Annotated in this window: 32 protein-coding genes; 14 read left to right on the top strand and 18 right to left on the bottom strand. The window is 67.9% G+C overall.

All coding sequences use genetic code 11. The annotated features are described in order from the left end of the window. Positions 1 to 4: 4 nt before the first annotated feature. The gene (locus OG876_RS34245) at positions 5 to 562 is read right to left on the bottom strand and encodes a DinB family protein (protein WP_328520831.1); all 558 of its coding nucleotides are present in this window, start codon (positions 560 to 562) and stop codon (positions 5 to 7) included. A 56-nt stretch (positions 563 to 618) separates the two neighbouring features. Between OG876_RS34245 and OG876_RS34240 the strand changes: the two genes are divergently transcribed. From OG876_RS34240 to OG876_RS34225, 4 genes are read left to right on the top strand one after another with little or no spacing between them, the layout of a single operon-like run. Continuing rightward, positions 619 to 1,569 (top strand): helix-turn-helix transcriptional regulator, encoded by a 951-nt coding sequence (locus OG876_RS34240; protein WP_328520830.1) that lies wholly within the window; start codon positions 619 to 621, stop codon positions 1,567 to 1,569. Next, complete coding sequence (locus tag OG876_RS34235; protein WP_328520829.1) at positions 1,562 to 1,852, top strand: DUF1905 domain-containing protein; 291 nt, start codon at positions 1,562 to 1,564, stop codon at positions 1,850 to 1,852. The genes OG876_RS34240 and OG876_RS34235 overlap by 8 nt, the downstream gene beginning before the upstream one ends. A gap of 57 nt (positions 1,853 to 1,909) precedes the next feature. After that, positions 1,910 to 2,464 (top strand): isochorismatase family protein, encoded by a 555-nt coding sequence (locus OG876_RS34230; protein WP_328520828.1) that lies wholly within the window; start codon positions 1,910 to 1,912, stop codon positions 2,462 to 2,464. After that, positions 2,464 to 3,333 (top strand): metallophosphoesterase, encoded by an 870-nt coding sequence (locus OG876_RS34225; RefSeq protein ID WP_328520827.1) that lies wholly within the window; start codon positions 2,464 to 2,466, stop codon positions 3,331 to 3,333. Before OG876_RS34230 ends, OG876_RS34225 begins: the two co-directional genes overlap by 1 nt. A gap of 7 nt (positions 3,334 to 3,340) precedes the next feature. Here the strand turns inward: OG876_RS34225 and OG876_RS34220 are convergent, their stop codons facing one another. Next, positions 3,341 to 4,207 (bottom strand): LysR family transcriptional regulator, encoded by an 867-nt coding sequence (locus tag OG876_RS34220; protein ID WP_328520826.1) that lies wholly within the window; start codon positions 4,205 to 4,207, stop codon positions 3,341 to 3,343. Positions 4,208 to 4,281: 74 nt separating this feature from the next. Between OG876_RS34220 and OG876_RS34215 the strand changes: the two genes are divergently transcribed. After that, positions 4,282 to 4,794, top strand: coding sequence for a cysteine dioxygenase family protein (locus tag OG876_RS34215; protein WP_328520825.1), 513 nt, complete (start codon positions 4,282 to 4,284; stop codon positions 4,792 to 4,794). Here OG876_RS34215 and OG876_RS34210 read toward each other — a convergent pair. After that, positions 4,785 to 5,636 carry an aldo/keto reductase gene (locus OG876_RS34210; RefSeq protein WP_328520824.1) on the bottom strand — a complete coding sequence of 284 codons (852 nt, stop codon included), beginning with the start codon at positions 5,634 to 5,636 and terminating at the stop codon, positions 4,785 to 4,787. The genes OG876_RS34215 and OG876_RS34210 overlap by 10 nt on opposite strands. Positions 5,637 to 5,696: 60 nt before the next feature. On the opposite strand from OG876_RS34210, the gene OG876_RS34205 reads away from it, so the two are divergent. The 4 genes from OG876_RS34205 (at position 5,697) to OG876_RS34190 (ending at position 9,083) form a co-directional block, all read left to right on the top strand. Then, positions 5,697 to 6,641, top strand: coding sequence for a phosphotransferase family protein (locus OG876_RS34205; protein WP_328520823.1), 945 nt, complete (start codon positions 5,697 to 5,699; stop codon positions 6,639 to 6,641). A gap of 43 nt (positions 6,642 to 6,684) precedes the next feature. Further along, positions 6,685 to 7,428 carry an SAM-dependent methyltransferase gene (locus OG876_RS34200; RefSeq protein ID WP_328520822.1) on the top strand — a complete coding sequence of 248 codons (744 nt, stop codon included), beginning with the start codon at positions 6,685 to 6,687 and terminating at the stop codon, positions 7,426 to 7,428. A gap of 105 nt (positions 7,429 to 7,533) precedes the next feature. After that, positions 7,534 to 7,941, top strand: a complete 408-nt coding sequence (locus OG876_RS34195) for a YciI family protein (protein WP_328520821.1) — start codon at positions 7,534 to 7,536, stop codon at positions 7,939 to 7,941. After that, the gene (locus tag OG876_RS34190) at positions 7,938 to 9,083 is read left to right on the top strand and encodes an RNA polymerase sigma factor (RefSeq protein ID WP_328520820.1); all 1,146 of its coding nucleotides are present in this window, start codon (positions 7,938 to 7,940) and stop codon (positions 9,081 to 9,083) included. Before OG876_RS34195 ends, OG876_RS34190 begins: the two co-directional genes overlap by 4 nt. A 7-nt stretch (positions 9,084 to 9,090) precedes the next feature. On the opposite strand, the gene OG876_RS34185 is transcribed toward OG876_RS34190, so the two are convergent. Then, positions 9,091 to 9,891 carry a VOC family protein gene (locus OG876_RS34185; RefSeq protein ID WP_328520819.1) on the bottom strand — a complete coding sequence of 267 codons (801 nt, stop codon included), beginning with the start codon at positions 9,889 to 9,891 and terminating at the stop codon, positions 9,091 to 9,093. A 48-nt stretch (positions 9,892 to 9,939) separates the two neighbouring features. Here OG876_RS34185 and OG876_RS34180 point away from each other — a divergent pair, with 48 nt between their 5' ends. The 3 genes from OG876_RS34180 (at position 9,940) to OG876_RS34170 (ending at position 12,129) form a co-directional block, all read left to right on the top strand. After that, entirely contained in the window at positions 9,940 to 10,887 is a 948-nt protein-coding gene (locus OG876_RS34180) for an IS1595 family transposase (RefSeq protein WP_328526993.1), read from the top strand. Positions 10,888 to 11,022: 135 nt separating this feature from the next. Next, a complete protein-coding gene (locus tag OG876_RS34175) occupies positions 11,023 to 11,373 on the top strand; it encodes a hypothetical protein (protein ID WP_328520818.1) in 351 nt (116 codons plus the stop codon). 201 nt (positions 11,374 to 11,574) lie between these two features. Next, positions 11,575 to 12,129 (top strand): dienelactone hydrolase family protein, encoded by a 555-nt coding sequence (locus tag OG876_RS34170; RefSeq protein ID WP_328520817.1) that lies wholly within the window; start codon positions 11,575 to 11,577, stop codon positions 12,127 to 12,129. Here the strand turns inward: OG876_RS34170 and OG876_RS34165 are convergent. The 5 genes from OG876_RS34165 to OG876_RS34145 form a co-directional block, all read right to left on the bottom strand. Beyond that, positions 12,126 to 13,349, bottom strand: a complete 1,224-nt coding sequence (locus tag OG876_RS34165; protein ID WP_328526992.1) for an RNA polymerase sigma factor — start codon at positions 13,347 to 13,349, stop codon at positions 12,126 to 12,128. The genes OG876_RS34170 and OG876_RS34165 overlap by 4 nt on opposite strands. A 2-nt stretch (positions 13,350 to 13,351) precedes the next feature. Next, positions 13,352 to 13,675, bottom strand: a complete 324-nt coding sequence (locus OG876_RS34160) for a YciI family protein (protein ID WP_328520816.1) — start codon at positions 13,673 to 13,675, stop codon at positions 13,352 to 13,354. A gap of 152 nt (positions 13,676 to 13,827) precedes the next feature. Continuing rightward, the gene (locus tag OG876_RS34155) at positions 13,828 to 14,718 is read right to left on the bottom strand and encodes a phosphotransferase family protein (protein WP_328520815.1); all 891 of its coding nucleotides are present in this window, start codon (positions 14,716 to 14,718) and stop codon (positions 13,828 to 13,830) included. Positions 14,719 to 14,813: 95 nt separating this feature from the next. After that, entirely contained in the window at positions 14,814 to 15,395 is a 582-nt protein-coding gene (locus tag OG876_RS34150; protein ID WP_328520814.1) for a dihydrofolate reductase family protein, read from the bottom strand. A 67-nt stretch (positions 15,396 to 15,462) separates the two neighbouring features. Further along, a complete protein-coding gene (locus OG876_RS34145; RefSeq protein ID WP_328520813.1) occupies positions 15,463 to 16,302 on the bottom strand; it encodes a helix-turn-helix domain-containing protein in 840 nt (279 codons plus the stop codon). A gap of 191 nt (positions 16,303 to 16,493) precedes the next feature. Here OG876_RS34145 and OG876_RS34140 point away from each other — a divergent pair, with 191 nt between their 5' ends. Beyond that, complete coding sequence (locus OG876_RS34140) at positions 16,494 to 17,312, top strand: LLM class flavin-dependent oxidoreductase (protein WP_328520812.1); 819 nt, start codon at positions 16,494 to 16,496, stop codon at positions 17,310 to 17,312. 105 nt (positions 17,313 to 17,417) lie between these two features. On the opposite strand, the gene OG876_RS34135 is transcribed toward OG876_RS34140, so the two are convergent. The 6 genes from OG876_RS34135 to OG876_RS34110 form a co-directional block, all read right to left on the bottom strand. After that, a complete protein-coding gene (locus OG876_RS34135; protein WP_328520811.1) occupies positions 17,418 to 17,870 on the bottom strand; it encodes a GNAT family N-acetyltransferase in 453 nt (150 codons plus the stop codon). Positions 17,871 to 17,892: 22 nt separating this feature from the next. After that, positions 17,893 to 18,342, bottom strand: coding sequence for an NUDIX hydrolase (locus OG876_RS34130; protein ID WP_328520810.1), 450 nt, complete (start codon positions 18,340 to 18,342; stop codon positions 17,893 to 17,895). 123 nt (positions 18,343 to 18,465) lie between these two features. Further along, positions 18,466 to 18,807 carry a VOC family protein gene (locus OG876_RS34125; protein WP_328520809.1) on the bottom strand — a complete coding sequence of 114 codons (342 nt, stop codon included), beginning with the start codon at positions 18,805 to 18,807 and terminating at the stop codon, positions 18,466 to 18,468. 110 nt (positions 18,808 to 18,917) lie between these two features. After that, on the bottom strand, positions 18,918 to 21,296 hold the full coding sequence (locus OG876_RS34120) for an excinuclease ABC subunit UvrA (RefSeq protein WP_328520808.1): 2,379 nt from the start codon (positions 21,294 to 21,296) through the stop codon (positions 18,918 to 18,920). A gap of 121 nt (positions 21,297 to 21,417) precedes the next feature. Then, the gene (locus tag OG876_RS34115; protein WP_328520807.1) at positions 21,418 to 21,828 is read right to left on the bottom strand and encodes a VOC family protein; all 411 of its coding nucleotides are present in this window, start codon (positions 21,826 to 21,828) and stop codon (positions 21,418 to 21,420) included. Between the two features lie 10 nt (positions 21,829 to 21,838). Further along, entirely contained in the window at positions 21,839 to 22,282 is a 444-nt protein-coding gene (locus OG876_RS34110) for a helix-turn-helix transcriptional regulator (RefSeq protein ID WP_328520806.1), read from the bottom strand. A 367-nt stretch (positions 22,283 to 22,649) separates the two neighbouring features. Between OG876_RS34110 and OG876_RS34105 the strand changes: the two genes are divergently transcribed. Then, positions 22,650 to 22,940, top strand: a complete 291-nt coding sequence (locus OG876_RS34105; RefSeq protein ID WP_328520805.1) for a hypothetical protein — start codon at positions 22,650 to 22,652, stop codon at positions 22,938 to 22,940. On the opposite strand, the gene OG876_RS34100 is transcribed toward OG876_RS34105, so the two are convergent. The 3 genes from OG876_RS34100 to OG876_RS34090 form a co-directional block, all read right to left on the bottom strand. Beyond that, positions 22,937 to 23,386 carry a DinB family protein gene (locus OG876_RS34100; protein ID WP_328520804.1) on the bottom strand — a complete coding sequence of 150 codons (450 nt, stop codon included), beginning with the start codon at positions 23,384 to 23,386 and terminating at the stop codon, positions 22,937 to 22,939. The genes OG876_RS34105 and OG876_RS34100 overlap by 4 nt on opposite strands. Then, positions 23,383 to 24,366 carry an endonuclease/exonuclease/phosphatase family protein gene (locus tag OG876_RS34095; RefSeq protein WP_328520803.1) on the bottom strand — a complete coding sequence of 328 codons (984 nt, stop codon included), beginning with the start codon at positions 24,364 to 24,366 and terminating at the stop codon, positions 23,383 to 23,385. Before OG876_RS34095 ends, OG876_RS34100 begins: the two co-directional genes overlap by 4 nt. 164 nt (positions 24,367 to 24,530) lie before the next feature. Further along, positions 24,531 to 25,526 carry a saccharopine dehydrogenase family protein gene (locus tag OG876_RS34090; RefSeq protein WP_328520802.1) on the bottom strand — a complete coding sequence of 332 codons (996 nt, stop codon included), beginning with the start codon at positions 25,524 to 25,526 and terminating at the stop codon, positions 24,531 to 24,533. Between the last annotated feature and the right edge of the window lie 24 nt (positions 25,527 to 25,550).

Genomic DNA, 25,550 nt, shown 5'->3' with positions numbered 1-25,550 from the left:
GCACTTAACTCGCCGGCACCTCGCGTGGTGCGTCCTCGCCGACCAGGCCGTCGATGGACTCACGGATCAGGTCGGCGTGGCCGGTGTGCCGCGCGTACTCCTCGATCATGTCCGCCAGCATCCGGCGCAGGTTCGGCGACTGGCCGTCGGGCCAGACCAGGTACCCGACGGTGCCCAGGCCGCCGTTGTCCAGGGCCTCCGCGACCGAGGCTCGCGAGCGCTGCACGGCGCCCTCCCACAGCTGCATCAGTTCCTCGGGGGAGTCGTCGGCGGCGGTGCGCCACTCCCAGTCGGGATCCGAGTCCCAGTCGATCCGGTTCCACGGCTCGCCCGGGTCGCGCCCGTACAACCGGTGCGAGAACATGTCGTCCTCGACCAGGGCGAGGTGCTTGACGAGACCGCCCAGCGTCATCGTCGACGGGCTGAGCCGGACGTTCATCCCGGCCGCGTCCAGGCCGCCGCACTTCCATGCGAACGTCCGGCGATTGCGCTCCAGCACGCCGAGCAGTGTCTCGACCTCGCCGCCCGCAGCCGGCAACTCCACCACAGTGTTCTTGTCCATGCCGGGGACGCTACGCTCGGTTCCGGACGGTTCACTTCCGGATTGATGGAGGGACTGTGGCGTACGACGTGAGTCCGACCGCGCGGACGTTGATGGTGCTGGAGCTGATCCAGAACAGCCCGGGTATCACGGCCGACCAGTTGGGGGACAAGCTCGGGGTCTCGGACCGGGCGGCCCGGCGGTACGTCGCGATCCTGCGGGAGGCCGAGATACCGATCGAGTCCGTCCGCGGTCCGTACGGCGGCTATCGGGTCGGTCGCGGGTTGCGGCTGGCACCGCTGATGTTCAGTGCCACCGAGGCGCTCGGCCTGGTGATGGCGGTGCTCGAAGGACCGCGCGGCGCCGACGACCCGGTCGAGAACGCACTCGGCAAGATCATCCGGGTCCTGCCCGAACCGATCGCCCGCTCGACCGACGCCATTCGCCGGGTCAGTGCGCGCGGCCCCGACCCCGGCGCCCGCACGCCGGACCCCGAGATCACCGCCGCGCTCGTCTCACACAGCACCGCGTGCCGCCGCATCGTCATCCACTACCGCCGCCACTACGGCGAGGAATGGCCGATGGACGTCGACCCGTGGGCGGTCGTCGTACGGCGTGGCCGCTGGTATCTGCTCTGCTGGTCACACACGAAGAACTCGCAACGCGTCCTGCGCATCGACAAGGTCACCAGAGTCGAACCGCAGTCCACTGAATTCATCCCACCCGCAGACCTCGACCCGCTGGCTGCCGTCGAAGAACACCTGGCAATGGGCTGGAAATACCCCATCGAAGTCATCATCGACGCCCCTCGGGACGAGGTCGGGCGCTGCATCTCCCGCAGCATGGGCCGCCTCGAAGCGATCGACGAAACCCACACCCGCCTGCTGGCCAGCACCGACGAACCGTACTGGTACGCGAGCCAGCTGACCTCATTGCCGTCCCCGTACCGCATCCTCCAGTCCCCGGAACTGAAGACCGCGGCCCGGAACCTCGCCCACCGTTTGCTGGAGGCAAGTAACAGTGAATGAGATCGAGTTCGACGGGGAGATCTGGTTCTGGCGCGGGCCGGCGCCGTGGTATTTCATCACGGTGCCGGAGGAGGACTGCGCGTATCTGGAGGCGGAGTCCGGCTTCGTGAGTTACGGGTGGGGGATGATCCCGGTCACCGCGGAGATCGGGGACAGCGTCTGGGAGACATCGTTGTTCCCGAAGGACGGGCGGTACATCGTGCCGGTGAAGGCGGCGGTGCGGCGGGCGGAGGAACTGGACGACGGGGATGTCCCGACGGTGCGGTTGCGGATCCGGATCTGAAACTGTCCGCGGGCGGGTCTAGCGTTCGTCGTACATCCGGCACAGGGAGGAAACGGCATGTCCACGCTGGCAGATCGGCCGAACACGGCACTGATGGTGATCGACGTCCAGAACGGCGTCGTCGGCGGCGCGCACGAGCGGGATCAGGTGGTGGCCAACATCAGCACCCTGGTCGGCAAGGCCCGGGCCGGCGGGGTGCCGGTCGTCTGGGTCCAGCACTCGGGCGACAACCTGGTGAAGGACAGCGACGAGTGGCAATTGGTTCCTGAGCTGAAGCGGGACGACTCGGAGCCGCTGGTGCACAAGACGTTCGCGGACTCCTTCGAGGACACCGATCTCGAGGACGTGCTCGCCGATGCCGGGATCGGCCGCGTGTTCGTCAGCGGCGCCCAGACCGACGAGTGCATCCGCTCCACGATCCACGGCGCCATGGTCCGCGGGTACGACGTGACCCTGGTCGGTGACGCTCACACCACGGAGGACCTGTCCGAGTACGGCGCGCCCACCCCGGACAAGGTGATCGCCCACACCAACCTCTACTGGCAATACCACCGTGCCCCGGGCCGCACCGCCGCGGTCCAGGAGACCGCCGAGGTCACCTTCGCCGACTGATGACACATCGGATTCTGCATCTGTCCGACACCCATGTGAGTCGCACCGGTCCGGATGAGGACGGCGTCGACGGGCTCGCCGCGCTACGGGGTCTACTGCACGACGTACGCCGGGTGCCGGATCTGGATCTGGTGGTTGTCAGCGGGGACGTCGCCGACGATGGGTCCGAGGAGGGCTGCCGCGCGGTCCGCTCGGTCGTCGGCGAGTTCGCGGCGGAGCGGAGCATTCCGCACGTGTACTGCACGGGGAACCACGACCGCCGCGACGGCTTCGCGGCGGCGCTCGGCTCCGGGCACCTCGCTGCGGATGGCTCACCCCTCGGCCGCGCCGCCGACGTCGACGGGGTGATCGCCGCGGTCAGTGACGTCGCCGGGCTGCGGGTGATCACGCTCGACAGCCTCGTCGCCGGCGAGACGTATGGGGTCCTGGGTCGGGCCCAACTGGACTGGCTGGCCGCGGAGCTCGCGTCGCCGGCGCCGGCCGGGTCGATCGTCGTACTCCATCATCCGCCGGTGTCGATGGACGCGATCCCGTATCTGAAGTCCGTCGTACTGCAGGATCCTGAGGAGTTGGGGCGCGCGCTGGCCGGGACCGACGTACACGCCGTGCTGTGCGGTCACCTCCACCACCAGTTGGCCGGGCAGCTGAGCACGAAGCCCGTGTGGGTGACGCCTGGCGTCATCACGCGGATCGACCTCACTACGCCAAGCACCTTGGTTCGGGGCGTCCTCGGAGCCGGCGCGACCGTGGTCGACCTCGGCGGCCCGTTCGGCCCGATCTTCCACACCGTCCACGCCCGCGACCCCCAAGCCGGCACCGAGGTCTACGTCTACGACCCCGTGACCGGCGACGACTGCACCGAAGACTGATTCGGTGTCAGAGCTGGGCTGCCTCGGCGAGTGCGGTCAGTAGGGCCGCGATCGCGGGTGGGTCGGGTGGTTCGCCGTACGTCGCGGCGTACACGTGGCGCCGCGAGCCAGGCAGCTCGGTGGCGACGATGCCCTCGGCGCGGTGAGTGCGCAAGGCGAGGCCCGGCATCGTCGTCACGCCGAGTCCCGCCGCGACCAGCGCCTGCATCACCACCATGTCATCGGACGTGTAGCCGATCCGCGGTTCGTAGCCCTCGGCGGCGCACAGCGAAACCAGGTGACTACGGCAACGATCGCAGCCGGCGATCCAGGTCGCGTCGCGGAGCCCGGCCAGCTCGGCCTTCCGATCCCGGGACAGGACGTACAGCGGATCGTCCAGCAGGTGATGCAGTCGTACGCCGGACGGCTCCGGCTCGGTCTCGTCGTACCGGAAGACGAGCGCGACATCGATCTTCCCGGTCCGCAGCAGCTCCAGCGCCTCGGGCGGATGCGTGTCGAGGAGGCTGATCCCGAGACCCGGGTGCTTGCCGGCGAGCACCGCGAGAGCACCCGGCACGAGCGATCCGATAGCCGACGAGAAGCCGGCCAGACGGACCCGGCCCGCGTTCAGGCCGACGTGAGCGGCGAGCTCCGCATCGACGGCGTCGATCCGTCCGATGATCTCGGCGGCGCGGTCGGCCAGCAGCCGGCCCGCCTCGGTCAGCCGGATGCCGCGGCCGGCGCGTTGCAGCAACTGCGCGCCGGTCTCGGCCTCGAGGCGCGCGAGGTGGTGGGTGACGGACGGCTGCGAGTAGTGCAGCTCCCGCGCGGCGGCGGTGACGGATCCGTTCCGCGCGACCGCGTCGATCACACGCAACCTCGTGACATCGAGCATGTATCAAACCCATCTATGGGTGAGCACGAAACTTGGCATTAGACGTTATGGGTTGCTGGGCGCAGGCTCAAGACATGACCACAACACAGCTCGCCACCAGCACCTTGACCGCCCTCGTCGACGGTGTCCGCACCGCGATCGGCAAGCACGCCGACTGGCACGACACCGCAGGCCTGGTCGCCGGCGAACTCCGCCGCCACCTGCCCGGCCCGGACGAGATCATGACCGCCGAGGAGCGTCTCGGCTCCGCGGACGGCTACCGCAGCCGGACCCTGTACGTCGAACCGGACGGCTCGTTCTCGATCATCGCGCTGGTGTGGCGCCCCGGCCAGGTGACGCGAATCCACGATCACGTGACGTGGTGTGTGTTCGGCGTCATCCAGGGCGTCGAACACGAGGACTTGTACGACAGCGACCTCCGGCTGATCGGCCGCAGCGACAACCACGTCGGCGAGGTGAGCGGATTCGCGCCACCCGGGGACATTCACCGGGTCCACAACACGTCCGACAGCACGGCGATCTCCATCCACATCTACGGGACGGATGTCACCCGCATCGGCTCAAGCGTGCGGCGCTACTACGACTGAGCCTCCTCCATGCTGTCGAGTACGGCGAGTTGCCCGGGGGAGAGGCGGATCGCACCGGCCGCCAGGTTCTCCTCCAGATGCCGAGGGCTCGACGTACCAGGAATGGCCAGGACGTGGTCGCCCCGGCTCAACGTCCAGGCGAGCCGGATCTGCGCCGGCGTCGCGTTGTGCTGGTCGGCGACTTCCTGCACCGAGTCATCGCTGGAGACGCCGCCGACTTCCCGCGACGCCGCGGTGAGTGCGAAGAAGGGCACGAAGGCGATTCCCTGCTCGCCGCAGACGCGCAGGATGTCGTCATTCACCCGGCCGAAGCCGACGCCGTACCTGTTCTGCACCGCGACGATCGGCGCGATCTCCTGCGCCTGCGCGAGGTGTTCCACCCGGACGTTCGACAGGCCGAGGTGTTTGATCATGCCCTTGGCCCGCAACTCGGCCAGGACCCCGAAATGCTCGGAGACGTCGTCGAGGCCCGCCTGCCGGAGGTAGACGAGGTCGAGTGTCTCAAGCCCGAGCGCGCGCAGGTTGCCCTCGACCAACGCCGGCAACCCATCCGGCCGGGCCAGCCCGCTCTCGGTCGGCCCGACCTTGGTGGCGACGACGAGATCCTCCCGGTACGGCGCCAGCGCGCGGCGGATGACGTCGTTCGCCCATTGGAGAGGTTCGAACGAACGCGTCTGGCCGCCCTCGGCGTACGTCGGATAGAAGTCGGCGGTGTCCAGGTGGTTGACACCGAGCTCGACCGCCCGGCGCAGCAGCTCGACCGCCCGATCCTGCACGTCCGGCCCTCCGCCGGTGCTGCCCGCGAGTCGCTTCGTGCCGAACCCGATCCGCCGGATGGTCACGTCCCCGAGGCGCCAGAATTCCGTCGACTTGCTTTCCGGAATTGCTGATGATAAGTTTGATTGCAGGGTCGTATTCTTTTGCATATTCTGCATTCGGCCAGGATAAATCCCCGGCTCAATTTCGTCCAGCTTTTCCGCGCGATTTCTTCAGCGCTTCGCTACGCTCGTCGGGTGGATCTCACTCAGCGCCAGCGTGACCTCTTGCAGGAGTGGCTGCCGAACGCCGAGGTCGTGACCGACCACAGCTGGGGCCTGGTGGGGACCGTCGTCCTCGAGCTCCGGTTGCGCGGCGAGCGCTACATCGCCAAGGCCGGCGACGCGGCCGACCACCATCTCGCGCGAGAAATCCGTGCCCACCGCACCTGGCTGACGCCATGGACCTCGCGGGGGAGTGCGCCGCAACTCATCCGCGCGGATGACGAGGCCAAGCTGATCCTCACGCGTTATCTACCGGGGGAGTTGGTGGAAGGCACCGCGGCGGAATGGTCGCCGGAGACCTATCGCCAGGCCGGTGAACTGCTCGCGGCATTTCACGGCCAATTCGCCGTACCGGACGAAGCCTATGAGGCCCGGGAGAATCGGCGGACGCTCGACAATCTCCGCAAGTCGCACACGATCTCGCCGGAGCTCACGGATCGTTTGCGTTCAGAGGTTGAATCATGGCCGGCTCCGACGGCCACGCTGGTGCCGACGCACGGCGACTGGCAACCACGCAATTGGCTGATCGACAACGGCATCGTCGGCGTCATCGACTTCGGCCGCGCGGATCTCCGGCCGGCTCCTACGGATTTCGCCCGGCTGGCCGCGCAGCAGTTCCGCTCCGACCCGGCCCTCGAGCCTGCCTTCTTCGACGGCTACGGCCCGGATCCACGGGACCCGGACACCTGGCACCGCGCCCAACTCCGCGAAGCCGTCAACACGGCCGTTTGGGCCCATCAGGTCGGCGACAGTCCCTTCGAACAGCAGGGCCACCGCATGATCGCGGACGCTCTGCGCGAGAGCTGAAATCCCGTTGTGACACCTCGGGCACACTGACATGGTCACTCGCATGTCCAGCCACCTTCTGCGCGAGGCACCGACCATCGACCGCTATCCACGGTCCAACACGTATGACCCGCAATGGATTGTCGACAACTTGATGGGTCCACATCCGTTGTGGTCCGCCGAAGCCCTCCTGCAGGTGATGACGCTGCGCCCGGGCATGCGCGTCCTCGACCTCGGCTGCGGTACGGCGCTGACCTCGGTCTTTCTGGCCCGCGAGTACGACGTCGAAGTCTGGGCGACAGACCTCTGGGTGGACCCAACCGAGAACTGGGAGCGCATCACCGCGGCCGGTGCGGCGGACCAGGTGCACCCGATTCGCTCGGACGCCCACACGATGCCGTTCTCCCACAGCTTCTTCGATGCCATCGTCAGCATCGGCGCATACAACTACTTCGGCACGGGTGCCGAGTACCTCGGCTACTGCACCGAGTTCCTGCGCCCGAATGGCTTGATCGGGGTCATCGTCCCCGGTATCCGTGACACCCCCGGTGGCCCGCTGCCGTCGTACCTCACCGATCGCTGGGGGACCGACATGTGCACCTGGCTATCCCCAGACTGGTGGCGGCAGCACTGGGAGCGAACCGGCCTGGTCACCGTCGAAACCGCCGACATGGTCCCGCAAGGCTGGCTGCACTGGCTCGAGACCTGTGCCCGCGTCGGCCGCGGCTACGAGCCAGACGAGAACATGCTCCGCGCCGACAACGACACCCATCTCGGCCTCACCAGACTCGTAGCCAGGCTCAGCTGACGGTGCCCGAAAGAATTTCATGGTGGGATGTCGAGAAGCCGTGGGCGGCTCCGTCCCCGGAGTGATCGCGGCCAGAATGGGCCGTACCGCACCAAGGAGAACACGATGGCCAAGTACCTGCTGCTCAAGCACTACCGAGGCGCACCGGCAGCGGTGAACGACGTCCCGATGGACCGGTGGACGCCGGAGGAGGTGTCGGACCACATCCAGTACATGCAGGACTTCGCCACCCGGCTCGAAGGCACCGGCGAATTCGTCGACGGTCAGGCGCTCTCCCCGGAGGGCACATTCGTCCGGTACGACGGCGAGGGCCGGCCGCCGGTCACCGACGGCCCGTTCGCGGAGACCAAGGACCTGATCGCCGGCTGGATGGTCATCGACGTCGACACCTACGAGCGCGCGCTCGAGCTGGCCGGCGAGTTGTCCGCGGCTCCGGGTGCCGGTGGGAAGCCGATCCACGAGTGGCTCGAGGTCCGCCCGTTCCTGACCGAGCCCCCGACCATCACGGAGTGACCTCTGTGGACGAGGCCCTGCTGCGGTCCCTCACCCCCACTGTGCTCAGCATCCTCGTCCGTCGCGGAGTCGACTTCGCGGCGGCCGAGGATGCCGTGCAGGACGCCCTGGTCGAGGCCGTGCGGGTGTGGCCCGACGACCCGCCGCGGGATCCGAAGGGCTGGCTGGTCACCGTGGCCTGGCGCAAGTTCCTCGACGCCACCCGCGCCGACACCTCGCGGCGGAACCGCGAGGTACGCAGCGAGGGCGAGCCCCAGCCGGGCCCGACTGAAGTCGCGGACGACACCCTCCAGCTGTACTTCCTGTGCGCGCACCCGTCCCTGACACCGGCCTCGGCCGTCGCGCTCACACTGCGCGCGGTCGGCGGCCTGACCACGCGACAGATCGCGCAGGCCTACCTCGTGCCGGAGACAACCATGGCGCAGCGGATCAGCCGAGCCAAGCGGACAGTCTCCGGCGTCCAGTTCAACCAGCCGGGCGACGTGGCCACCGTGCTGCGTGTGCTCTACCTGGTCTTCAACGAGGGCTACTCGGGCGACGTCGACCTCGCGGGCGAGGCGATCCGGCTGACTCGCCAACTGGCGACCAGGATCAACCATGAGGAGGTCGCGGGTCTGCTCGCGCTGATGCTGCTCCACCACGCCCGGCGCCCCGCACGGACCGCTCCCGACGGCAGGCTCGTCCCGCTCGCCGAGCAGGATCGGAGCCTGTGGAACACCCGCATGATCGCCGAGGGCGTCAACATCCTTCAGGCTGCCCTGGCTCGCGACCGCCTGGGTGAGTTCCAGGCCCAGGCGGCCATCGCCGCACTCCATGCTGACGCCCAGACGGCTGAGGAGACTGACTGGGTGCAGATCGTCGAGTGGTACGACGAACTCGTGCGCCTCACCGACAGTCCGGTAGCCCGCCTCAACCGGGTCGTCGCACTCTCCGAGGCCGACGGCCCCCGCGCAGGTCTGGCCGCCCTGGCCACGCTCGACCCGGCCTTACCCCGCTACACCGCCGTCGCGGCCTACCTCCACGAGCGCGACGGCGACCCATCGACCGCGGCACGCCTCTACGCCGAAGCCGCCCGAGCAGCCACCAGCCTCCCCGAACGCGACCATCTGACCCGCCAGGCCGCGCGTCTCAACAACCTGTGATGCGGTGTTATCTGGGGGCCAGTACGCAGAACTCGTTGCCGTCGGGGTCGGCCATGACGACCCAGCTGACGTCGCCCTGGCCGATGTCGATGCGCGTCGCCCCGAGCGCCACGAGGCGGTCGACCTCAGCCTGCTGATCGCCGTCTGCCGGGGGAGCGAGGTCGAAGTGCAGCCGGTTCTTGCCGGTCTTCGCGCGTACGGGCGGACCGCCCCAGGTGATCTTCGAACCGCCGCGCGGCGACTGGATCGCGGTCTCCTGGTCCTGGTCCCAGACCAACGGCCAGTCCAGCGCCTTGCTCCAGAAGTACCCGACCTCCTGCGAACCGTCGGACGACAGCGCCCCGATGAAGCCGGTGTCGGCCAGGAAGTCGTTGCCCGGCTCAATCACACAGAACTCATTGCCTTCGGGATCGGCCAGCACTACATGTAGTTCCTCCGGAAGCTGACCGATGTCGATATGCCGGCCACCGAGCTCGAGCGCCCTCGCCACCGTCTCCTGCTGCTCCTCCAGCGACGCACTCGTCAGATCAAAGTGCATCTGATTAGGCCTGGTCTTCTGCTCCTGCGTCGGCCCGAACCGGATCCGAAACCCGGTGTCGTCACTCGGCAGCAACACAAGACCGTCGTCGGCAACTTCCCGCCCCAGCACCCCAGCCCAGAAACGCGCCAGCCGGAGCGGGTCATTCGCATCAAAGCAAAGTGCGTCGAGTTCAAAAGTCATGCCGCTCCTCATCCCCACTGTCGCAGCAACGCTAAGTGCCCACGAGATACCACGCAACGCGATTAGGAGCCTGCCATACTCGAACATATGTTCTGGGTATCTGCTTTAGTGCAGTAGAGTGTGGGCGTGGGCGGGGTGTCCGGGGCTCATCCGGTCGGCGGGGTTGACTATCCGCGGACTTACCAGGAGCTGCTCGCGTGGTTCCCCGACGATGCGGCGTGCCTGGAGTACCTGGCCGCGGTGCGATGGCCTGAGGGGTTCGTCTGCCCGGCGTGTGGCGGCCGGGATGCGTGGCGCACCGGCCGGGGCCTGTGGATGTGTCAGGACTGCGGCCGGAAGACCTCGCTGACGGCCGGGACGATCTTCCATCGGACCCGCACGCCGCTGTCGTCGTGGTTCGCGGCGATCTGGTTGGTCACCTCGCAGAAGAACGGCATCTCCGCGCAAGGGTTGCAGCTGGTGCTCGGGTTCGGCTCCTACGAGACTGCCTGGGCCTGGATGCACAAGCTGCGCCGCGCCATGGTCCGCCCCGACCGCGACCGGCTGAGCGGTGTCGTCGAGGTCGACGAGACCTTCGTCGGCGGGGTCAGCACTGGCCACCTGGGGGCCAGCAGCGACAAGGTCGCGGTGATGGTCGCGGCCGAGAAGGTCAACGGGGGCAGGAGACTCGGCCGGATCCGGCTCGAGGTCGCCGAACGACCCGCCACGCTGGAGCTTGTCGAGTTCGCCCAACGCATGGTCGCGCCCGCCTCGACGATCCGCACCGACGGCGCCATGACGATGCGCCGGCTCGGGACACTGGGCTACACCCACGAGTACGCCACCGGCTACAACGCGCCCGACCCTACCGCCGTGCTCCCCGGCGTCCATCTGGTCGCCTCACTGCTCAAGCGCTGGCTCACCGGCACCCTGCACTACGCGGTCGCCGACCACCAACTGCCCTACTACCTCGACGAGTACACCTTCCGGTTCAACCGCCGCACCGCCCGCAGCCGCGGCCTGCTCTTCTACCGACTCCTCCAGCAGGCGGTCAACACCGACCCCGCACCCCTGCCCGCGCTCCTCAAACCGGGCCAGCACTGAGTACTGCACTAAAGGAGATGCCCAGAAAGTATGTTCTAGCGGCGGAAGTAGGACGCGATCGCTCAAACACGAGACGGGAGCACGTTGCCTGCGGGAGAGTGGATGCCTAAGCCACCTCACCGGAGGGGAACACACATGAAGCGACTTCTCGCACTTGGCGCGTTAACGGCCGCCGCGGTCGCGTTGCCCGCGTTGCCAGCCGTCGCCGACGCCCCGCCCGGACATGGTCTGGAGACGTTCACCGTCGCCTGCGCCGAGGGCGCGATCACCGTCGTCGGCACGCCCGGCGACTCGGCGAGCCGGTGGATCGACGACCAGCACATGGTCCTGCTATCAATCACCTTTACGCCTACCGGGGGCGTAGAAATCGTCGCCAAGACATTCGGCAAGAAGACTGGCCTTGCCTCGAACGCGGTCAGCTGCACGGTGACGGACCCGGACGGCACCGCCACCGTGGTACGGGCGCCCGTGCCGCCGGTGGGATAGCACATCCGGCGGCGAGCAGTTAGCCCGAGTCCGTACCAGGGCGTGCGGTGGATCCACGTCTTGGACGCGAAAGTATGAGGCGTAGTTGTGCCCGTCGCAGATGATGCCTCCGACGGCCAGGTGCTGGTATTCGGGAAGCAACCGGTCAGCGCTCGAGGGGAACCGAGTCGAGCACTGCACTAAAGCAGATACCCAGAACATATGTACGACGTGGTCGAAGAGTCATCGCTGGAGCTCGACCGTGACCAAGGCCGCATCGGTGCCGTCCTCTGGCAACTGCCCGCCGCCGAGACCACTCGTCCGCTGGTCCTGCTCGGTCACGGCGGAAGCGGCCACAAGCGGAGCTCACGGCAAGTGCAGCTTGCCCACCGTCTCGCGCGATCCGGACTGGCGGTTGCGGCAATCGACGGGCCGTTTCATGGCGAGCGGGTTGCGGAGCCGCTGAGCCCAGCGGCGTACCAGCAACTCATCGTCGACAGGGGAGTCGAGCGTGTTCTGGACGATCTGACCGAGGACTGGCTGGCGCTGATCGCCGCCGTCAGCCAGCACGCGCACGTCCGCACCGACAGGCTGGGCTACTTGGGCATGTCCATGGCAACAAGATTCGGCTTGCCCTTGGCGGCCGCACTCGGCGAGCGACTTCATTGCGCTGTGCTGGGCAAGTTCGGCCTGGAGCAGAGCCTCGCACTGCACCCCGGCTTGCACGCACCTCAGAGGATCATGAGCGACGCGTCGCGCGTCGTCGCGGGGCGCTAGCCCAGTTGGTCGCGGCGGCGGGTGAGGTAGGCGGTCTCGGCGGTGTTGCCGGCCAGTTCGATCGCTTTGTCGTACGCCGTGCGCGACTGCTGACTGCGGCCGAGCCGGCGTAGCAGGTCGGCGCGGGTCGCGTGGTAGGCGTGATAGCCGGCCAACTTGTCCTCGAGACTGTCGACGGCGGCCAGTGCCACGTCCGGGCCGTCGAGCTCGGCGACCGCGATGGCCCGGTTGAGGGCTACGATCGGGGTGGGGTCGAGGCGGACGAGCCGGTCGTAGAGGGCGACGATCTGCGACCAGTCGGTGTCGCGGATGTCGCGCGCGGAGGTGTGTACGGCGTTGATCGCCGCGAGGATCTGGTAGCGACCCGGAGCCATCCCGGTGGCCAGGCGCTCGCGCACCAGACGGTGGCCCTCGGCAACCATCGTCGCGTCCCAGGCGCCACGGTCCTGCTGATCGAGGGGGACCAGTTCGCCGCTCGCCGACACCCGGGCGGTCCGGCGGGCCTCGGTGAGGAGCATCAGCGCCAGCAGCCCCGCCACCTCACCGTCCTCCGGCATCAGCGCACGGATCAGGCGCGTGAGCCGGATCGCCTCGGCGGTCAGCTCGTGGCGGACGGAATCGGTGTCGGGTCCGGTCGCCAGATAGCCCTCGTTGAAGACGAGGAAGAGGACGGCGAGTACGCCGGACAGCCGGGCCGGGAGATCCTCCGCGGACGGCACCCGATAGGGGATGCGAGCCGCCTTGATCTTCGACTTCGCACGGGTGATCCGCTGTCCCATGGTGGTCTCCTGCACCAGGAACGCACGGGCGATCTCGGGCACCGTCAGACCGCCGACCATGCGCAGCGTCAGCGCGATCCGGGTGTCCATCGCGAGTGCCGGGTGGCAGCAGGTGAAGATCAGCCGGAGCCGCTCGTCGTCGACCGCACCGAGAGGCTCGGGCGGGTCGTCGTACACCATCTGAGCCTCCTTGTGTTTGTCGTCCCGCTTGCTCTCGCGCCGGATCCGGTCGATGGCCTTGCGGTTGGCGGTGACGGTCAGCCAGGCGCCCGGATTGGGAGGTACGCCGTCAGCCGGCCACCGCTCCACGGCGGTTGCGAACGCCTCGGCCGTCGCTTCCTCGGCGATATCGAGATCACCGAAACGCCTGGCCAAGCCTGCGACCACCCGCGCCCACTCCTCGTGGTGCGCCTGGGTGATCGCCTCCGCGACGTCGGTCACAGTCACAGGAACGGCCGCACCTCGATCTTCCGGTCGCAGACCTTCGACGCCTCGGTGGCGAGCTTGAGCGCCACATCCAGATCGGGGGCCTCCCACACCCAGACGCCGGCGAGGTACTCCTTCGACTCCACGAAAGGCCCGTCGGTCAACACCGCGTGCCCGCCCCGGTTGTCGATGACCGTGGCCGCGTCGGTGTTCGCGAGTCCACCCGAGAAGACCCAGTAGCCCTCGGCGATCAGTCGTTCGTTGAACGCGCTGATTTCAGGCTGCCTGTCCGTGCTGCCGGGATGGCTGCTGTCGTCGATCACGGAAACCAGATATTGCATCTCGAAATCATCTCCTGTGCTGTACGGCGCCCCTCGCAGGCGCCCACTCATCCCTTCAACGAACACCCACACACCGATCCGACACCACTTCCCGAAGAACTTCCAACCTTCCGGGGGAGTGCCCCCCAAACCACTACCGGACACTCTGCATATCACGGTAAAGAGGCCGTATATCGGGCAATCACGTCCACGCAGCGCCGGAACTGCGCCAGCGAAGCAGGGTTCTTCCAAGCGAGCTTTTCCAGTGCCCAGTCGATGGCGAAGGCCGGCGTCAAGCCGGCATCGGCCAGCTCGGGATCAGCGACCCGCCCGTACCCGCGGCGCACCAGGTCCGGGCGGTCATGCAAGGGATCGCCGGCAGACACCTCCCATCGGGCGAGGTCGAATGCCGGCGAAGCAGGGCCAGCGAACTCCCAGTCGATGACGCCGACGACCGTCCCGTCGTGAATCAGGAGGTTCTTGGGCAGAAAGTCCCCCTGGGCGAGCGAGGACGGCGGCGCTGCACGGGTCGTCGTCACCTCCTGGTACAGGAAGTGCGCACCGCGCTCGACGACCGTGCCTGCCGCTGGGCCGAGCATGTCCCCGACGATGCGCGCGACTCTGGCGACGACGCGCTCTTCGGGCAGTCGCAGCTCGTGCCGGATACCGCGTTCGCCGTCCACGGCCACGCTGTGCACCCGCGCCAAAATCTCACCAGCGTCCATGACCAACCGCTCGAGATCAGAAGCAGGCAGCTCGCCGATGAGGTCCGCGAGCGGACGGCCCGGCAGGAACTGCTGGATCGAGAAGGACAGCAACTCGCCGTCGTCATCCAGATGCTCGAGGCCGAGCACCTCTGCCGTCGGCACGCCTACGTCACGCGCCTGCGCCATAAGGTGCGCCTCGTCGATGAACCACGGCACACCCTGACGAGCGATCCGGACCACCACAGCGACATCGCCGGCAAGGTCGACGCGGTACGTTTCATTCATCCCTCCACCGGCGAGGGGAACCAGGCGCTCGACGCCGCGGCCGCAGACCGACCGCACCGCCGAGTCGATCATCGGCCGAGGCGTTGTGACCATCGCCCAAGTCTCGTTCAGCGACGCTGACAGGGGCCACCCAGTAAAACCGAGGGGCTAAGTTGACATAATGTCGCTTATCGGCGCACCCGATAGCGCAGGTGAAGCACCCGGTTGCTCTGAATCACCACGTCAGGATCCTCCAGCAGGTGCTGCGCGTGGACCGACCCGAAGTAGCGCTTGCCGGACCCGAACACGACGGGTACGACGTCCATGCGCACCTCGTCGACCAGGCCAGCGGCGAGCACCTGGCCACCGACGTCGCCGGCGGCGACCTCGACCATGCGGTCACCGGCAAGCTCCTGCGCTTTGGCCACGGCTGCCTCGACGCCGTCGACGAAGTGGAACGGCGCCTCGGGGTCCCAGCCCTCGGGCTCCGGCCGGTGCGTCACGACGACCACGTGGTCGATCCCGCCCGGAGGCTTCCCGTCCCAGCCGTCGGTCATGTCGAAGACGTGGCGGCCGACGATTGTCGCCCCGATCTGGTCCCAGTACGGCCGGATGTAGTCGTAGGACGTCTGCGACACCTTCACCTCGCCGCTCTCGTCCAACGCGACGTCACCGCTGGACAACCAGTCGAACAGCGGACCGGGCTGGTCGTTCTCGTCCGCGACGAAGCCGTCCACCGACACCGAGCTGTACATGACCACCTTGCCCACGGGGCTCTCCTTCGCTTTGGGGTGGCCCTCAAAGTAGCGTGTCGTGAGCTGTCGATCTTGTAAGAAATCAATCGGCCGGCAGCGGCCAGCCTTCCATCACGTGGCCGGGATGTTCGCGCAGGAACCGCCGCCGGACCTCGACGTACCGGGTCGGCGTGAGCCCGGTGAACGCCCGGAACTCGTGGCCGAAGTGGGCCTGGTCGAAGAAGCCTGCGCCACCGGCGAGGTCGCCCCAGTCGATCGGTCCGGCGGGGTTGATCGCGAACACGGTGGCGGCGAAGCGATAGGTGCGGGCCAACCGCTTCGGCGTGACGCCGACGAGCTCCTTGAACCGCTGTGCCAGATGAGTGCTGCTGACACCGGCTGCCACGCTCAGGTCGCCGATCGCCGCCGCCCCGCTGGTCGCCGCGATGACGCTGCTCGTATGGCGGACCAGGCCCAGGCCGGCGGTCTCGCACAGCCGTCGTATCAACTCCTCCTCGAACAGCGTCAGCATCTCGTGCGGTCCGTCCGCCGTGCCCAGCCGGTCTCGCAGCTCAGCAACGGCGGGCCGGCCCCAAACCTGCTCTACCGTCACCGGCCGGTCACACAGCTCGGCCGCGGGCATCGGCAGGAACGGCGCCAGCCCCCACGGCTTGAGGTGCGCGCCGACGGACCGGGTCCAGAGTGGGTAGCCGAACTCGAACGCGCGGGTTGGCATGGTGACCACGCAGCCGTCGGCGTACTCGGCCGCCTCGAAATCGGCGCCGGCGCGGATGCGGAACGGCGCCCCGAGATTGACGATGAGCAACGCCGCCGGCATCGGCGGCAACGTCAGCCAGGCGTACGGCGGCGCACCCTCCAGGTAGTAAAGGTCGTCGATCAGCCCGTCCAGCGGCGATCGCGGCACTCTGGACACGTACTCCATGCCCACAGCATCGCCGACGCCCCGCCAGCATCACACGCCGGGCTCAGCGCCTCGTGCTGAGGGAAGACCTTCCGAAGCCCGTACCCCGACCCGCCTGTCGACGTTGTTGGGCGGGTTGTCGAATTCTGGGTGTTGGGTTCGTGGACAGGGCAACCGGACCGAACAAGGTCCCAGACTCAAGGAGAACCACGATGAACGACCAGGCCGAGCGAGTCACCAGACCATTCCGATTCGGGGTCGTTGCGCCGATCCGTGCTGACCTGCCGACGTGGCGAGACCGCGTGCGCCGCATCGCCGACAGCGGCTACTCGACGTTGCTGATGCCCGACGTCCCGACCTGGCAACCAGCACTTGGCCCCACGCTGGCAACCGCAGCCGCGCTTGCTGACCTGCGGATCGGCTCCTGGGTCTACGCCGCCGCGCTGCGCGAACCCTGGACCACAGCATGGGAGGCCCACTCGCTCTCAGTACTCACCGAAGGCCGCTTCGAAATGGGCATCGGCGCCGGCCGACCCGGGATCGAGGTCGAGCTGGGGCTGCCCGCCGTCTCCCCCGCTGAGCGTCGCGCCAGGATGCGCGACACCGTGGCCGCCCTGCGTACGTTCGACGGCCCCGATCTGCACACTCCGGTCGTCATGGCGGTAAGCGGACCGAAGTCACAGGCGCTGGCGCTCGAAGTCGCTGACGCAGTCACGTTCGTCCTCGCACCGGACGACGATCGGGCCGAGACCACGAACCGGGTACGCGACTTTCCTGCGGGCCGCGACATCGAACTCGCCCAGCACGTCGCCGCTGTCGGTGACGGCGTCGCTCCGTTCATGGCGCCGCCCAACCTCGACACCGCCGCGCTCCGCGCGGCCGACTCGCTCGTCATCCTTCCGAGTGACCCCGCGGCAGCCGCCGACGAAATCCAACGACGTCGCGAGGAGATCGGCTTCTCCTACTTCGTCATCGGCGCCGACTTCGCCGACACACTCGCCCCCGTCGTGGCCAAGCTGGCCGGACAGTAGACGGTGCTGCGGCCGGCGCCGTGCGACGGCCTTGCCCGGGTCGCCCCGCGCCTTGGAGCATCGCCGAAGGTCACTTGACAGCGGCAGGGAACCAACCGGTGAGGCTCAGTCGGGTTCTCTCTGGAGAAGCTGGCGGGAGGATGCGAAACCGAGTCTCTCGTAGACCGGTACGGCCTTGCGGCCGGAGTGAACTGTGACTCGACTCGCTCCGAGGCGAAAGGCGTGTTCTGATGCGGCCTGTACGAGCGCCGAGCCGATGCCGTTCCCGCGCTGCTCCGGCACGACGAAGACGCTTTGGATGTCCGCCGAGCGGCGACTGGTGTTGCCCGGCCGCGGCGCCCGTGGAACGAGCGCCAGCCACGCCATCCCGACGACCTCGGACTCGGAAAGGCGAGCGACAAACGCCAGATGCGAGTCGTCGTGCTCGGTCCACCACGCCGCAAGGTCAGTCGCGAATGACTCGACCGACTGCTTGGCCTGCTCGTCAGGTGAGGCATTCAACCAGAGCAGGCGAGCCAGGTGCTCCAGATCCGCCTGACCTGCAATGCATGTATCCATGCGCCCAGTCTTTCGCAGCATCTCAGGTGACGTCGGCGTTCTTCCAGGCCGCCACGGCGATGTCGATGATGTCGGCGCGTGGGGTCAGGGATGGGATGTCGGTGAGTGGGATCCAGCGGGCGAAGGCTGTGGTGCCGTTGACTTCGGTGGTGCCGAGGGAGCCGCTGGTGATGGTGGCTGCGAAGATGACTCGGACGGATTTGAACGGGCGGCGACCGCTTCCTGGGTCCAAGAGGGTGAAGTGATTCGTCGCGATGGGATTGCCGACCGAGACTGTGTAGCCGGTTTCCTCGAGCACCTCGCGGACGACGGCGTCCGGCAGGGACTCGTCGTACTCGACGCCACCGCCTGGCATCGTCCAGGTGGCCGGTGAGTTCTCGTTGCCGACGAACCAACTCAGCAACAGCTGGTCGTGTTCGTCGACGATTACCGCGTATGCCGCCAACCGGGTGTCGTATTCGCTGAAGTGCACCGACCGACGATAGCGACAACCAGGGTCGCCCGCGACGGGGAACGGGCCGGTCAGGGGAGACACGTAGGTCTCCCCCGGGCCCGCTCTCCCCCGCGCGGTCGACTACTCAGCGTGTTCGATTCGTCAGCGGTCCTGGATGAGACCGAGGACGTTGCCGTCGGAGTCGGTGAAGGTGGCCACCAGGCGGCCGCCGCCGACGTCCTTCGGGGCCGCCTTGAGCGTGCCACCGGCCGCGGTCACCTCGGCGAGCTTGCCCTCGATGTCGTCCACGTGCCAGTACGCGATCGGCGAGGTCATGTCGCTGTTCGGCACCAGGCCGATCTGCTGACCCTCGGCCTCGAAACCAACGTAGTACGGCGAGTCCGCCGTCGGCTGCATACCCAGCAGCGCAATGTACGTCGCCTTCGCCTTCTCCAGATCCGATACCGGGTGCAGAACCGTCTTGATGCCTTGCGTGGAAGTCATTTTCACTCCTGAACTCTTGGGCCTCGCAGCCCTTGATGTGTACTGACTGCCACGCTATTCCGCTCACCACACCAGTGCTTCTCGATTCCTGACCGCTTCGCCGGACCCGGTCACTTGGCGACGTATTCCTTGAGGTGTTTGCCGGTGAGCGTGGTGGGCTTGGCGATCAGCTTGGCCGGGGTGCCTTCGAAGACGACCTTGCCGCCGTCGTGACCGGCACCCGGGCCGAGGTCGATGAGCCAGTCGGCGTGGGCCATCACGGCCTGGTGGTGCTCGATGACGATGACCGACTTCCCGGCGTCGACAAGACGGTCGAGGAGTGCCAGGAGTTGCTCTACGTCGGCCAGATGGAGGCCGCTGGTCGGCTCGTCGAGGACCAGGATCCCGCCCGGCTCCCCCATGTGCGTCGCCAGCTTGAGCCGCTGCCGCTCTCCCCCGGACAGCGTGGTCAGCGGCTGGCCGATACTCACGTAGCCGAGTCCGACATCCGCCAGGCGATCGAGGATCTTGTGGGCGGCCGGCGTCCGCGCGTCGCCCTCGGCGAAGAACTCGAGCGCCTCGGCCACCGGCATCGCGAGCACCTCGGCGATGTTCTTCCCGCCGAACCTGTACTCCAGCACCGACGCCTGGAACCGCTTGCCCTCGCACTCCTCACACGGCGACTCGACGGTCGCCATCACACCAAGCTCGGTGTAGATCACGCCGGCACCCTTGCAGGCCAGGCAGGCACCCTCGGAGTTCGCGCTGAACAACGCCGGCTTCACGCCGTTCTCCTTCGCGAACGCCTTCCGGATCGGCTCGAGCAGTCCGGTGTACGTCGCCGGGTTGCTCCGCCGCGATCCCCGGATCGCGCCTTGATCGATCGCCACCACACCATCGAGGTCGGCGATCGAACCGTCGATCAGGGAACTCTTCCCCGAGCCCGCCACCCCGGTCACGACCACGAGAACCCCGAGCGGTACGTCGACATCGACGTTCTGGAGGTTGTTCGTCGAGGCGCCCCGGACCTCGAGCGCATCTGTCGCCGAACGCACCGATTCCTTTAACCTCGCGCGGTCATCGAGGTGCCGCCCGGTCAGCGTCCCGCTGGCCCGCAGCTTGTCGACCGGACCCTCGAAGACCACCTCGCCACCACCCGACCCAGCGCCCGGACCGAGGTCGACGACATGGTCGCCGATCACGATGGTCTCCGGCTTGTGCTCCACGACGAGCACGGTGTTGCCCTTGTCGCGCAGCTGCAGCAGCAGCTCGTTCATCCGCTGGATGTCGTGCGGGTGCAGACCGATGGTCGGCTCGTCGAACACATACGTGACGTCGGTCAGCGACGAACCGAGATGACGGATCATCTTGGTGCGCTGAGCCTCACCACCGGACAGCGTGCCGGCCGGCCGATCCAGGGACAGGTAGCCCAGCCCGATCTCGACGAACGCGTCGAGCGCGTCCCCCAGCGCCCCGATCAGCGGCGTCACCGACGGCTCCTTCAGGTCACGCACCCACGCGGCCAGGTCGGTGATCTGCATCATGCACAGGTCGGCGATGTTCTTGCCCTTGATCTTCGACGCCAGCGCCTCCTTGCTGAGCCGCGTCCCGCCGCAGTCCGGGCACGTGGTGAACGTGATCGCACGCTCCACGAAGGCACGGATGTGCGGCTGCATCGCCTCGACGTCCTTGGACAGGAACGACTTGTGGATCTGCGGGATGAGCCCCTGGTAGGTCAGGTTGATGCCCTCGACCTTGATCTTGGTCGGCTCCCGGTAGAGCAGGTCGTGCAGTTCCTTCTTGGTGTACTTCTTGATCGGCTTGTCCGGGTTGAAGTAACCACTGCCGCGGAAGATCCGCCCGTACCAGCCCTCCATGCTGTAGCCGGGGATCGTCAGGGCGCCCTCGTTCAGCGACTTGCTGTCGTCGTACAGCGCGGTCAGGTCGAAGTCGGTGACCGAGCCCATGCCCTCGCAGCGCGCGCACATGCCGCCGGCGTAGACGGCCTCGCGCACGACCTTCTTCTCGCCCGCGCCCTTGTCGGCGACCATCGACCCGGTCGCCGTCCGCTTCGGGACGTTGAACGAGTACGCCGTCGGCGGGCCGGCGTGCGGCTTCGCGATCCGGCTGAACAGGATCCGCAGCATCGCGTTCGCGTCGGTGGCGGTGCCGACCGTGGAGCGCGGGTTCGAGCCCATCCGCTCCTGGTCGACGATGATCGCGGTGGTCAGGCCGTCCAGTACGTCGACCTCGGGGCGGGCCAGCGACGGCATGAACCCCTGGAGGAACGCGCTGTAGGTCTCGTTGATCAGCCGCTGCGACTCGGCCGCGATCGTGTCGAACACCAGCGAGCTCTTGCCCGAGCCGGACACCCCGGTGAAGACCGTCAGCCGGCGCTTCGGGATCTCGACGCTGATGTCCTTCAGGTTGTTCACCCGCGCTCCGGTGACGCGGATCAGGTCGTGGCTGTCGGCAACATGTTCGCCGGCCGACCTCGGGGCCTTGCTCATGGGTGTCTCCATCTTATTCAGGACAGCTCATCGCGTCTGGCGTCTTCAGGACAGCTCATCGCGGCTGGCTGTCGGGCGGAGCCGCGGGCGCGGTCTCCGTTCGGCACGGTCGGGGGTTGGCTCAGGAAACCTGGTTGATCCGGATGTGGTTGCCGGCGGGATCGCGGAACGCGCAGTCGCGGACGCCGTACGGCTGGTCGGTCGGCTCCTGGATGACCTCGGCGTCGGTGGCCTGCAGCCGCTCGAACACGCCGTCGATGTCCTTGGTCGCCAGCACCAGGGTGGCGTAGGTGCCCTTGGCCATCATCTCGGCGATGGTCTGGCGCTCGTCCTCGGTGATGCCCGGGTCGGCACCCGGCGGGTAGAGGACGACCGACGTGTCGGGCTGGCCGGCCGGACCGACGGTGATCCAGCGCATGCCGCCGTACCCGACGTCGGTGCGGATCTCGAAGCCGAGGATGTCGCGGTAGAACGCCAGCGACGCCTCCGGATCGGTGTGCGGGAGGAAACTCGACAGAATTTTGATGTCCATGGACGTCACGCTACGTGCCGCTCGCCGGAGTTGCTTCTCGATTCCTGATCGGCCGGGTCACCTGTTTCGCGACGCACGACGGGATGCCCACGGTCGCGTCGGCCGCCCGCTCGCGGTAGACGCTCGGCGGCATCCCGACCAGCTCGGTGAACCGGGTGCTGAACGTGCCCAGCGACTGGCAGCCGACCGCGAAGCAGACGTCGGTCACGCTCTGGTCGCCGCGGCGCAGCAACATCATCGCCCGCTCGATCCGCCGGGTCATCAGATACCCGTACGGCGACTCTCCGTAAGCACGCTTGAACTCACGGCTGAGGTGACCGGAGGACATGTGGGCCCCCCGGGCGAGTGCCTCCACGTCGAGCGGCTGCGCGTACTCCCGATCGATCCGGTCCTTGACACGCCGCAACCGCGCGAGGTCCCCCAGGCGCTGCGCATCGGCCGGACTGTTGCTCATCCCTGAAATCGTGCCACGTCCCGCCGAAGAAGTCATACCAACCTAGGCTGATCCTCGTGCCTGAGTACCCGTTGACGCCCGAGCGACTCGAGCTGGTGCTGGAAGGCCTCGCCGCGGCATGGGGCCGGCGACTCGTGGCCGCTGAGGTGCACGCGATCGGTCATGACTGGGCACCGGTCAGCCGCGTGAGGTTCGAGGGCGTACGCCGTAGCGTCATCGTCAAGACTTCGAGGGCGCCGGGTTCGGCCATATCGGCTTCGATGCGTCGTTCCTGCACTACCCGTTTCCCCACCACAGCCCGAACTGGTCGGTCCTGCCGGACCACATCGTCCAGGCGGCCGACCGCGCGTACCGCAACTCCCTACCGGTGCACGCACTCCACGGCTACGACGAGATGCTTGCCATCGGCGCAGCCGCTGCCCTGGCCAGTCGAATCATCCGCCTCCCGGTCATCGCCCGCACCGACCAGACGCCGTACGATAGCTGGCGCCGCCGAGCCCAACTCGTCCAGCAGATCTCGGTCTTCACGCACCTCACGACCTCGGCCGGCGTTCTCCCCGCCCTCACCACGTGGACAACCGCCATGGCCGCGGCCATCACCAACCGGTGGGCCGACGCAACCACACCTCCCCCGCGGGTGTACGCAGCCTTCGGTTAGCGGCCGGTGGTGCCGTCGAGTTGTTCGCGGATGATGTCGGCGTGGCCGGCGTGGCGGGCGGTTTCCTCGATGACGCCGAGGATGACCCAGCGAAGGTCATGGGTCTTGCCGTTGCGGGTGACGGGTGCGTCGGGGTCGCCGATGGCGGCGATGATCTGGTTCGAGGTCTCGCAGGCGGCGCGGTAGTCGGCGCGGAGGATCTTCAAGGTCACCGCCGGATCGACCTTCATCGAACGCTTCCCCCGGCTCACCTTGCGACCGGCGACGACCTCCTCGAACCAGACGGACTCGGCGAAGGTCAGGTGCTGCACGAGGCCGGCGATGTTGGTGCCCGAGTCGACCGTGCTGCGGCGCGCGTCCGCCTCACTCAGACCCGACAGCTTCTTCAGCACACCCGCGCGCAGCCCGTCGAGCGCGGCGCGCAGCTGCTCGAGTTCGGTGGTCATGACGAGCTGCAGGGGCCGACGGTGGAGATGATGCCGCGGTGATCCGACACTGGGATTCTGTACCAGCCGGCATCGTCGGCGCACCAGCCCGGCTTCACGAACATGTGGTCGATCCGCACCAGGAACGCCGTCCAGTTGCCGATCTCCGACGGCCTGCCCCAGGTGTCCAGCATGGCGTCGTCGAGGTGCTTGCCGAGCACCCGGTAGTCCCGGCCGCGGTCGGTGGTGTTGAGGTCTCCGGTGACCACGACCGGGTGGTCGTCGCGCTCGGCCCGCGCCGCGAGCTGCTCCATCAGCCGGTGGTGCTCGGCGACGGTGGTCTGGTACGAGGCTCCGTCATCCGGGGGCGACTGGTACGTCGCTCCGCCCGACGTCCACCACGGACGCGGTACATGCGCCGCGATCAGGTCGAACTCACCCGTCGGCGCCTGGACCCGGACCACGAAGCCGGGCAGATTCGGCCCGGGCCGTTCGACCACCGTCAGCGGCCACCGGCTGAAGATGCCGACCGCGGGTCCGTTCAAGTCGGCCACGTGCACCGGGTACGACTCGGACAGCCGAGCGGTCAGTGGAGACCCGATCTCGGAGACGACGAGCACGTCGGCGTGCAGCGCGAGCAGGCTGTCGGCGCCTTCGAGCTCGCCGCTGCCGATGTTCGCCGCCGCGATCCGTACGGCGCGAGTCCGCCCGACGGTGCCGGCTCCGTCCGGTATCCACGGCAGCACGGTCGCAACGATCCCGACCAGCAGCGTCGACACGGCAAAGACGATGGCGGCCTTGTGCCGCCGACCCAGCAAGCCCGCGATCAGCGCTGTCACCAACGTCAGCATCGGCAGCCCGATCGCCAGCACATCGGTCACCACACCGAGCCGGTCGCGCAGCAAGAACCATGCCCAAGGCAACAAGGCGGCCACCGCAACCCCGCCGTAGCGCCGGACGCGCGTCGGCCCGCCACGCACTTCTACCGCAGCCCCCTGCACCTCGGCTCCCCCCACCCGGATCCCCTCCACGAGCCAGGCTAAGCCCCTGTCCGGCGGTCCGGTACCGACATCACGTGAACAATCGTCTCAGCGGCGGCCACCCCAGTTGGCGCTGGGCCGGTGTCGTGTTGCTGGCTAGACCACAGTCCTCCGCGGCCGCGGCCCTACGGCAGGTCGACCTCCAGCGGCAGGTTCTTCAGGAAGTCGGTCGCGTCGAACATCGCCCCGGCCGTCGCCACGCCCGTCGTCAGCGTCTCCCCGGCGAGAATCCGTCGTACGGCCTCCACCGCGAGCGGAGCGGTGATCGCGTAGATGTCCTGGCCACGCGCGGTCGCCCGTTGCTCGACCCCATCGGTGCGGACCAGCACGTCCACGACGAAGGACTGGTCGGAGCGCCCCAGCGCGTCGACGGCTGCCGGCGCGGGGGTGTCCGCGTTGAACAGGTCGACCGCCGCCTCGACGGTCATATAGGTGCGCACCTCGGGTACGGCGAGGTGGCTGGGGACCGTGACGACGTCGGCCATGGTGAACTCGGGGATCACGCGCCGCAGACCGAGCGGCTCGGGGAAGATCCAGTCCTGCTGGACCGGCTTGTCGTCGTGGTACTGCAGCTCGCCGCCGGTGAACCGCAGCCGGCGTCCGGCGCGAAGGTCCTGCGAGACCTGTCCGGCGGCGCGAGTACCCGGAGTGGGGTGCCAGCTGCTGAGGCCGTAGGCGACGTGCACCTCGTCGGCGCCGGTCCGCTCCCCCAGTACGGCGGTCGTCAGCAGGTCGCCGAGGCCGCCGTAGAACGCCATCGCCGGGACGACCGGCGTGTCCGCGTGCCTGTCGATTGTCGACAAGTTCGCCTCGATCTCGGCCGCGACATCGACGTACGGGATCCTGGCCCGGCCGGCCGCCTCGATCACCTGCGTGGCGGTCGCCGCGAAGGGGCCGGCGCAGTTGATCACGGCCGCGGCCTTGGCGAGCGCCTGGTCGAGCGCGTGGGGGTCGTCGACCGCGGCCGGTCGTACGTCGACGTCGCCCCACTTCGACGCCAGCGTCTCGAGCGTGGTCGCGTCGCGTCCCGCGATGACGGTCGGCAGGCCGCGCCGCAGCAACTCCTCGACGACGAAGCGGCCCGTGTGCCCGGTCGCTCCGTAGACCACTACTGCATTCATTGTCTTCTCCTCCGATTGTCGACG

This window comes from Kribbella sp. NBC_00359 (assembly GCF_036097425.1).
In the GTDB taxonomy this organism is placed as follows: domain Bacteria; phylum Actinomycetota; class Actinomycetes; order Propionibacteriales; family Kribbellaceae; genus Kribbella.
The sequence above is the reverse complement of the archived record's forward strand: the minus strand, read 5'-3'. Positions and strand labels throughout refer to the sequence as shown.

Excerpts from the sequence above, each read along its gene's own strand:
- OG876_RS34245 (WP_328520831.1), bottom strand. The coding sequence starts at position 562 with ATGGACAAGAACACTGTGGTGGAGTTGCCGGCTGCGGGCGGCGAGGTC.
- OG876_RS34230 (WP_328520828.1), top strand. The coding sequence starts at position 1,910 with ATGTCCACGCTGGCAGATCGGCCGAACACGGCACTGATGGTGATCGAC.
- OG876_RS34225 (WP_328520827.1), top strand. The coding sequence starts at position 2,464 with ATGACACATCGGATTCTGCATCTGTCCGACACCCATGTGAGTCGCACC.
- OG876_RS34220 (WP_328520826.1), bottom strand. The coding sequence starts at position 4,207 with ATGCTCGATGTCACGAGGTTGCGTGTGATCGACGCGGTCGCGCGGAAC.
- OG876_RS34215 (WP_328520825.1), top strand. The coding sequence starts at position 4,282 with ATGACCACAACACAGCTCGCCACCAGCACCTTGACCGCCCTCGTCGAC.
- OG876_RS34200 (WP_328520822.1), top strand. The coding sequence starts at position 6,685 with ATGTCCAGCCACCTTCTGCGCGAGGCACCGACCATCGACCGCTATCCA.
- OG876_RS34195 (WP_328520821.1), top strand. The coding sequence starts at position 7,534 with ATGGCCAAGTACCTGCTGCTCAAGCACTACCGAGGCGCACCGGCAGCG.
- OG876_RS34185 (WP_328520819.1), bottom strand. The coding sequence starts at position 9,891 with ATGTTCGAGTATGGCAGGCTCCTAATCGCGTTGCGTGGTATCTCGTGG.
- OG876_RS34175 (WP_328520818.1), top strand. The coding sequence starts at position 11,023 with ATGAAGCGACTTCTCGCACTTGGCGCGTTAACGGCCGCCGCGGTCGCG.
- OG876_RS34170 (WP_328520817.1), top strand. The coding sequence starts at position 11,575 with ATGTACGACGTGGTCGAAGAGTCATCGCTGGAGCTCGACCGTGACCAA.
- OG876_RS34160 (WP_328520816.1), bottom strand. The coding sequence starts at position 13,675 with ATGCAATATCTGGTTTCCGTGATCGACGACAGCAGCCATCCCGGCAGC.
- OG876_RS34155 (WP_328520815.1), bottom strand. The coding sequence starts at position 14,718 with ATGATCGACTCGGCGGTGCGGTCGGTCTGCGGCCGCGGCGTCGAGCGC.
- OG876_RS34145 (WP_328520813.1), bottom strand. The coding sequence starts at position 16,302 with ATGGAGTACGTGTCCAGAGTGCCGCGATCGCCGCTGGACGGGCTGATC.
- OG876_RS34140 (WP_328520812.1), top strand. The coding sequence starts at position 16,494 with ATGAACGACCAGGCCGAGCGAGTCACCAGACCATTCCGATTCGGGGTC.
- OG876_RS34135 (WP_328520811.1), bottom strand. The coding sequence starts at position 17,870 with ATGGATACATGCATTGCAGGTCAGGCGGATCTGGAGCACCTGGCTCGC.
- OG876_RS34125 (WP_328520809.1), bottom strand. The coding sequence starts at position 18,807 with ATGACTTCCACGCAAGGCATCAAGACGGTTCTGCACCCGGTATCGGAT.
- OG876_RS34120 (WP_328520808.1), bottom strand. The coding sequence starts at position 21,296 with ATGAGCAAGGCCCCGAGGTCGGCCGGCGAACATGTTGCCGACAGCCAC.
- OG876_RS34115 (WP_328520807.1), bottom strand. The coding sequence starts at position 21,828 with ATGGACATCAAAATTCTGTCGAGTTTCCTCCCGCACACCGATCCGGAG.
- OG876_RS34110 (WP_328520806.1), bottom strand. The coding sequence starts at position 22,282 with ATGAGCAACAGTCCGGCCGATGCGCAGCGCCTGGGGGACCTCGCGCGG.
- OG876_RS34100 (WP_328520804.1), bottom strand. The coding sequence starts at position 23,386 with ATGACCACCGAACTCGAGCAGCTGCGCGCCGCGCTCGACGGGCTGCGC.
- OG876_RS34090 (WP_328520802.1), bottom strand. The coding sequence starts at position 25,526 with ATGAATGCAGTAGTGGTCTACGGAGCGACCGGGCACACGGGCCGCTTC.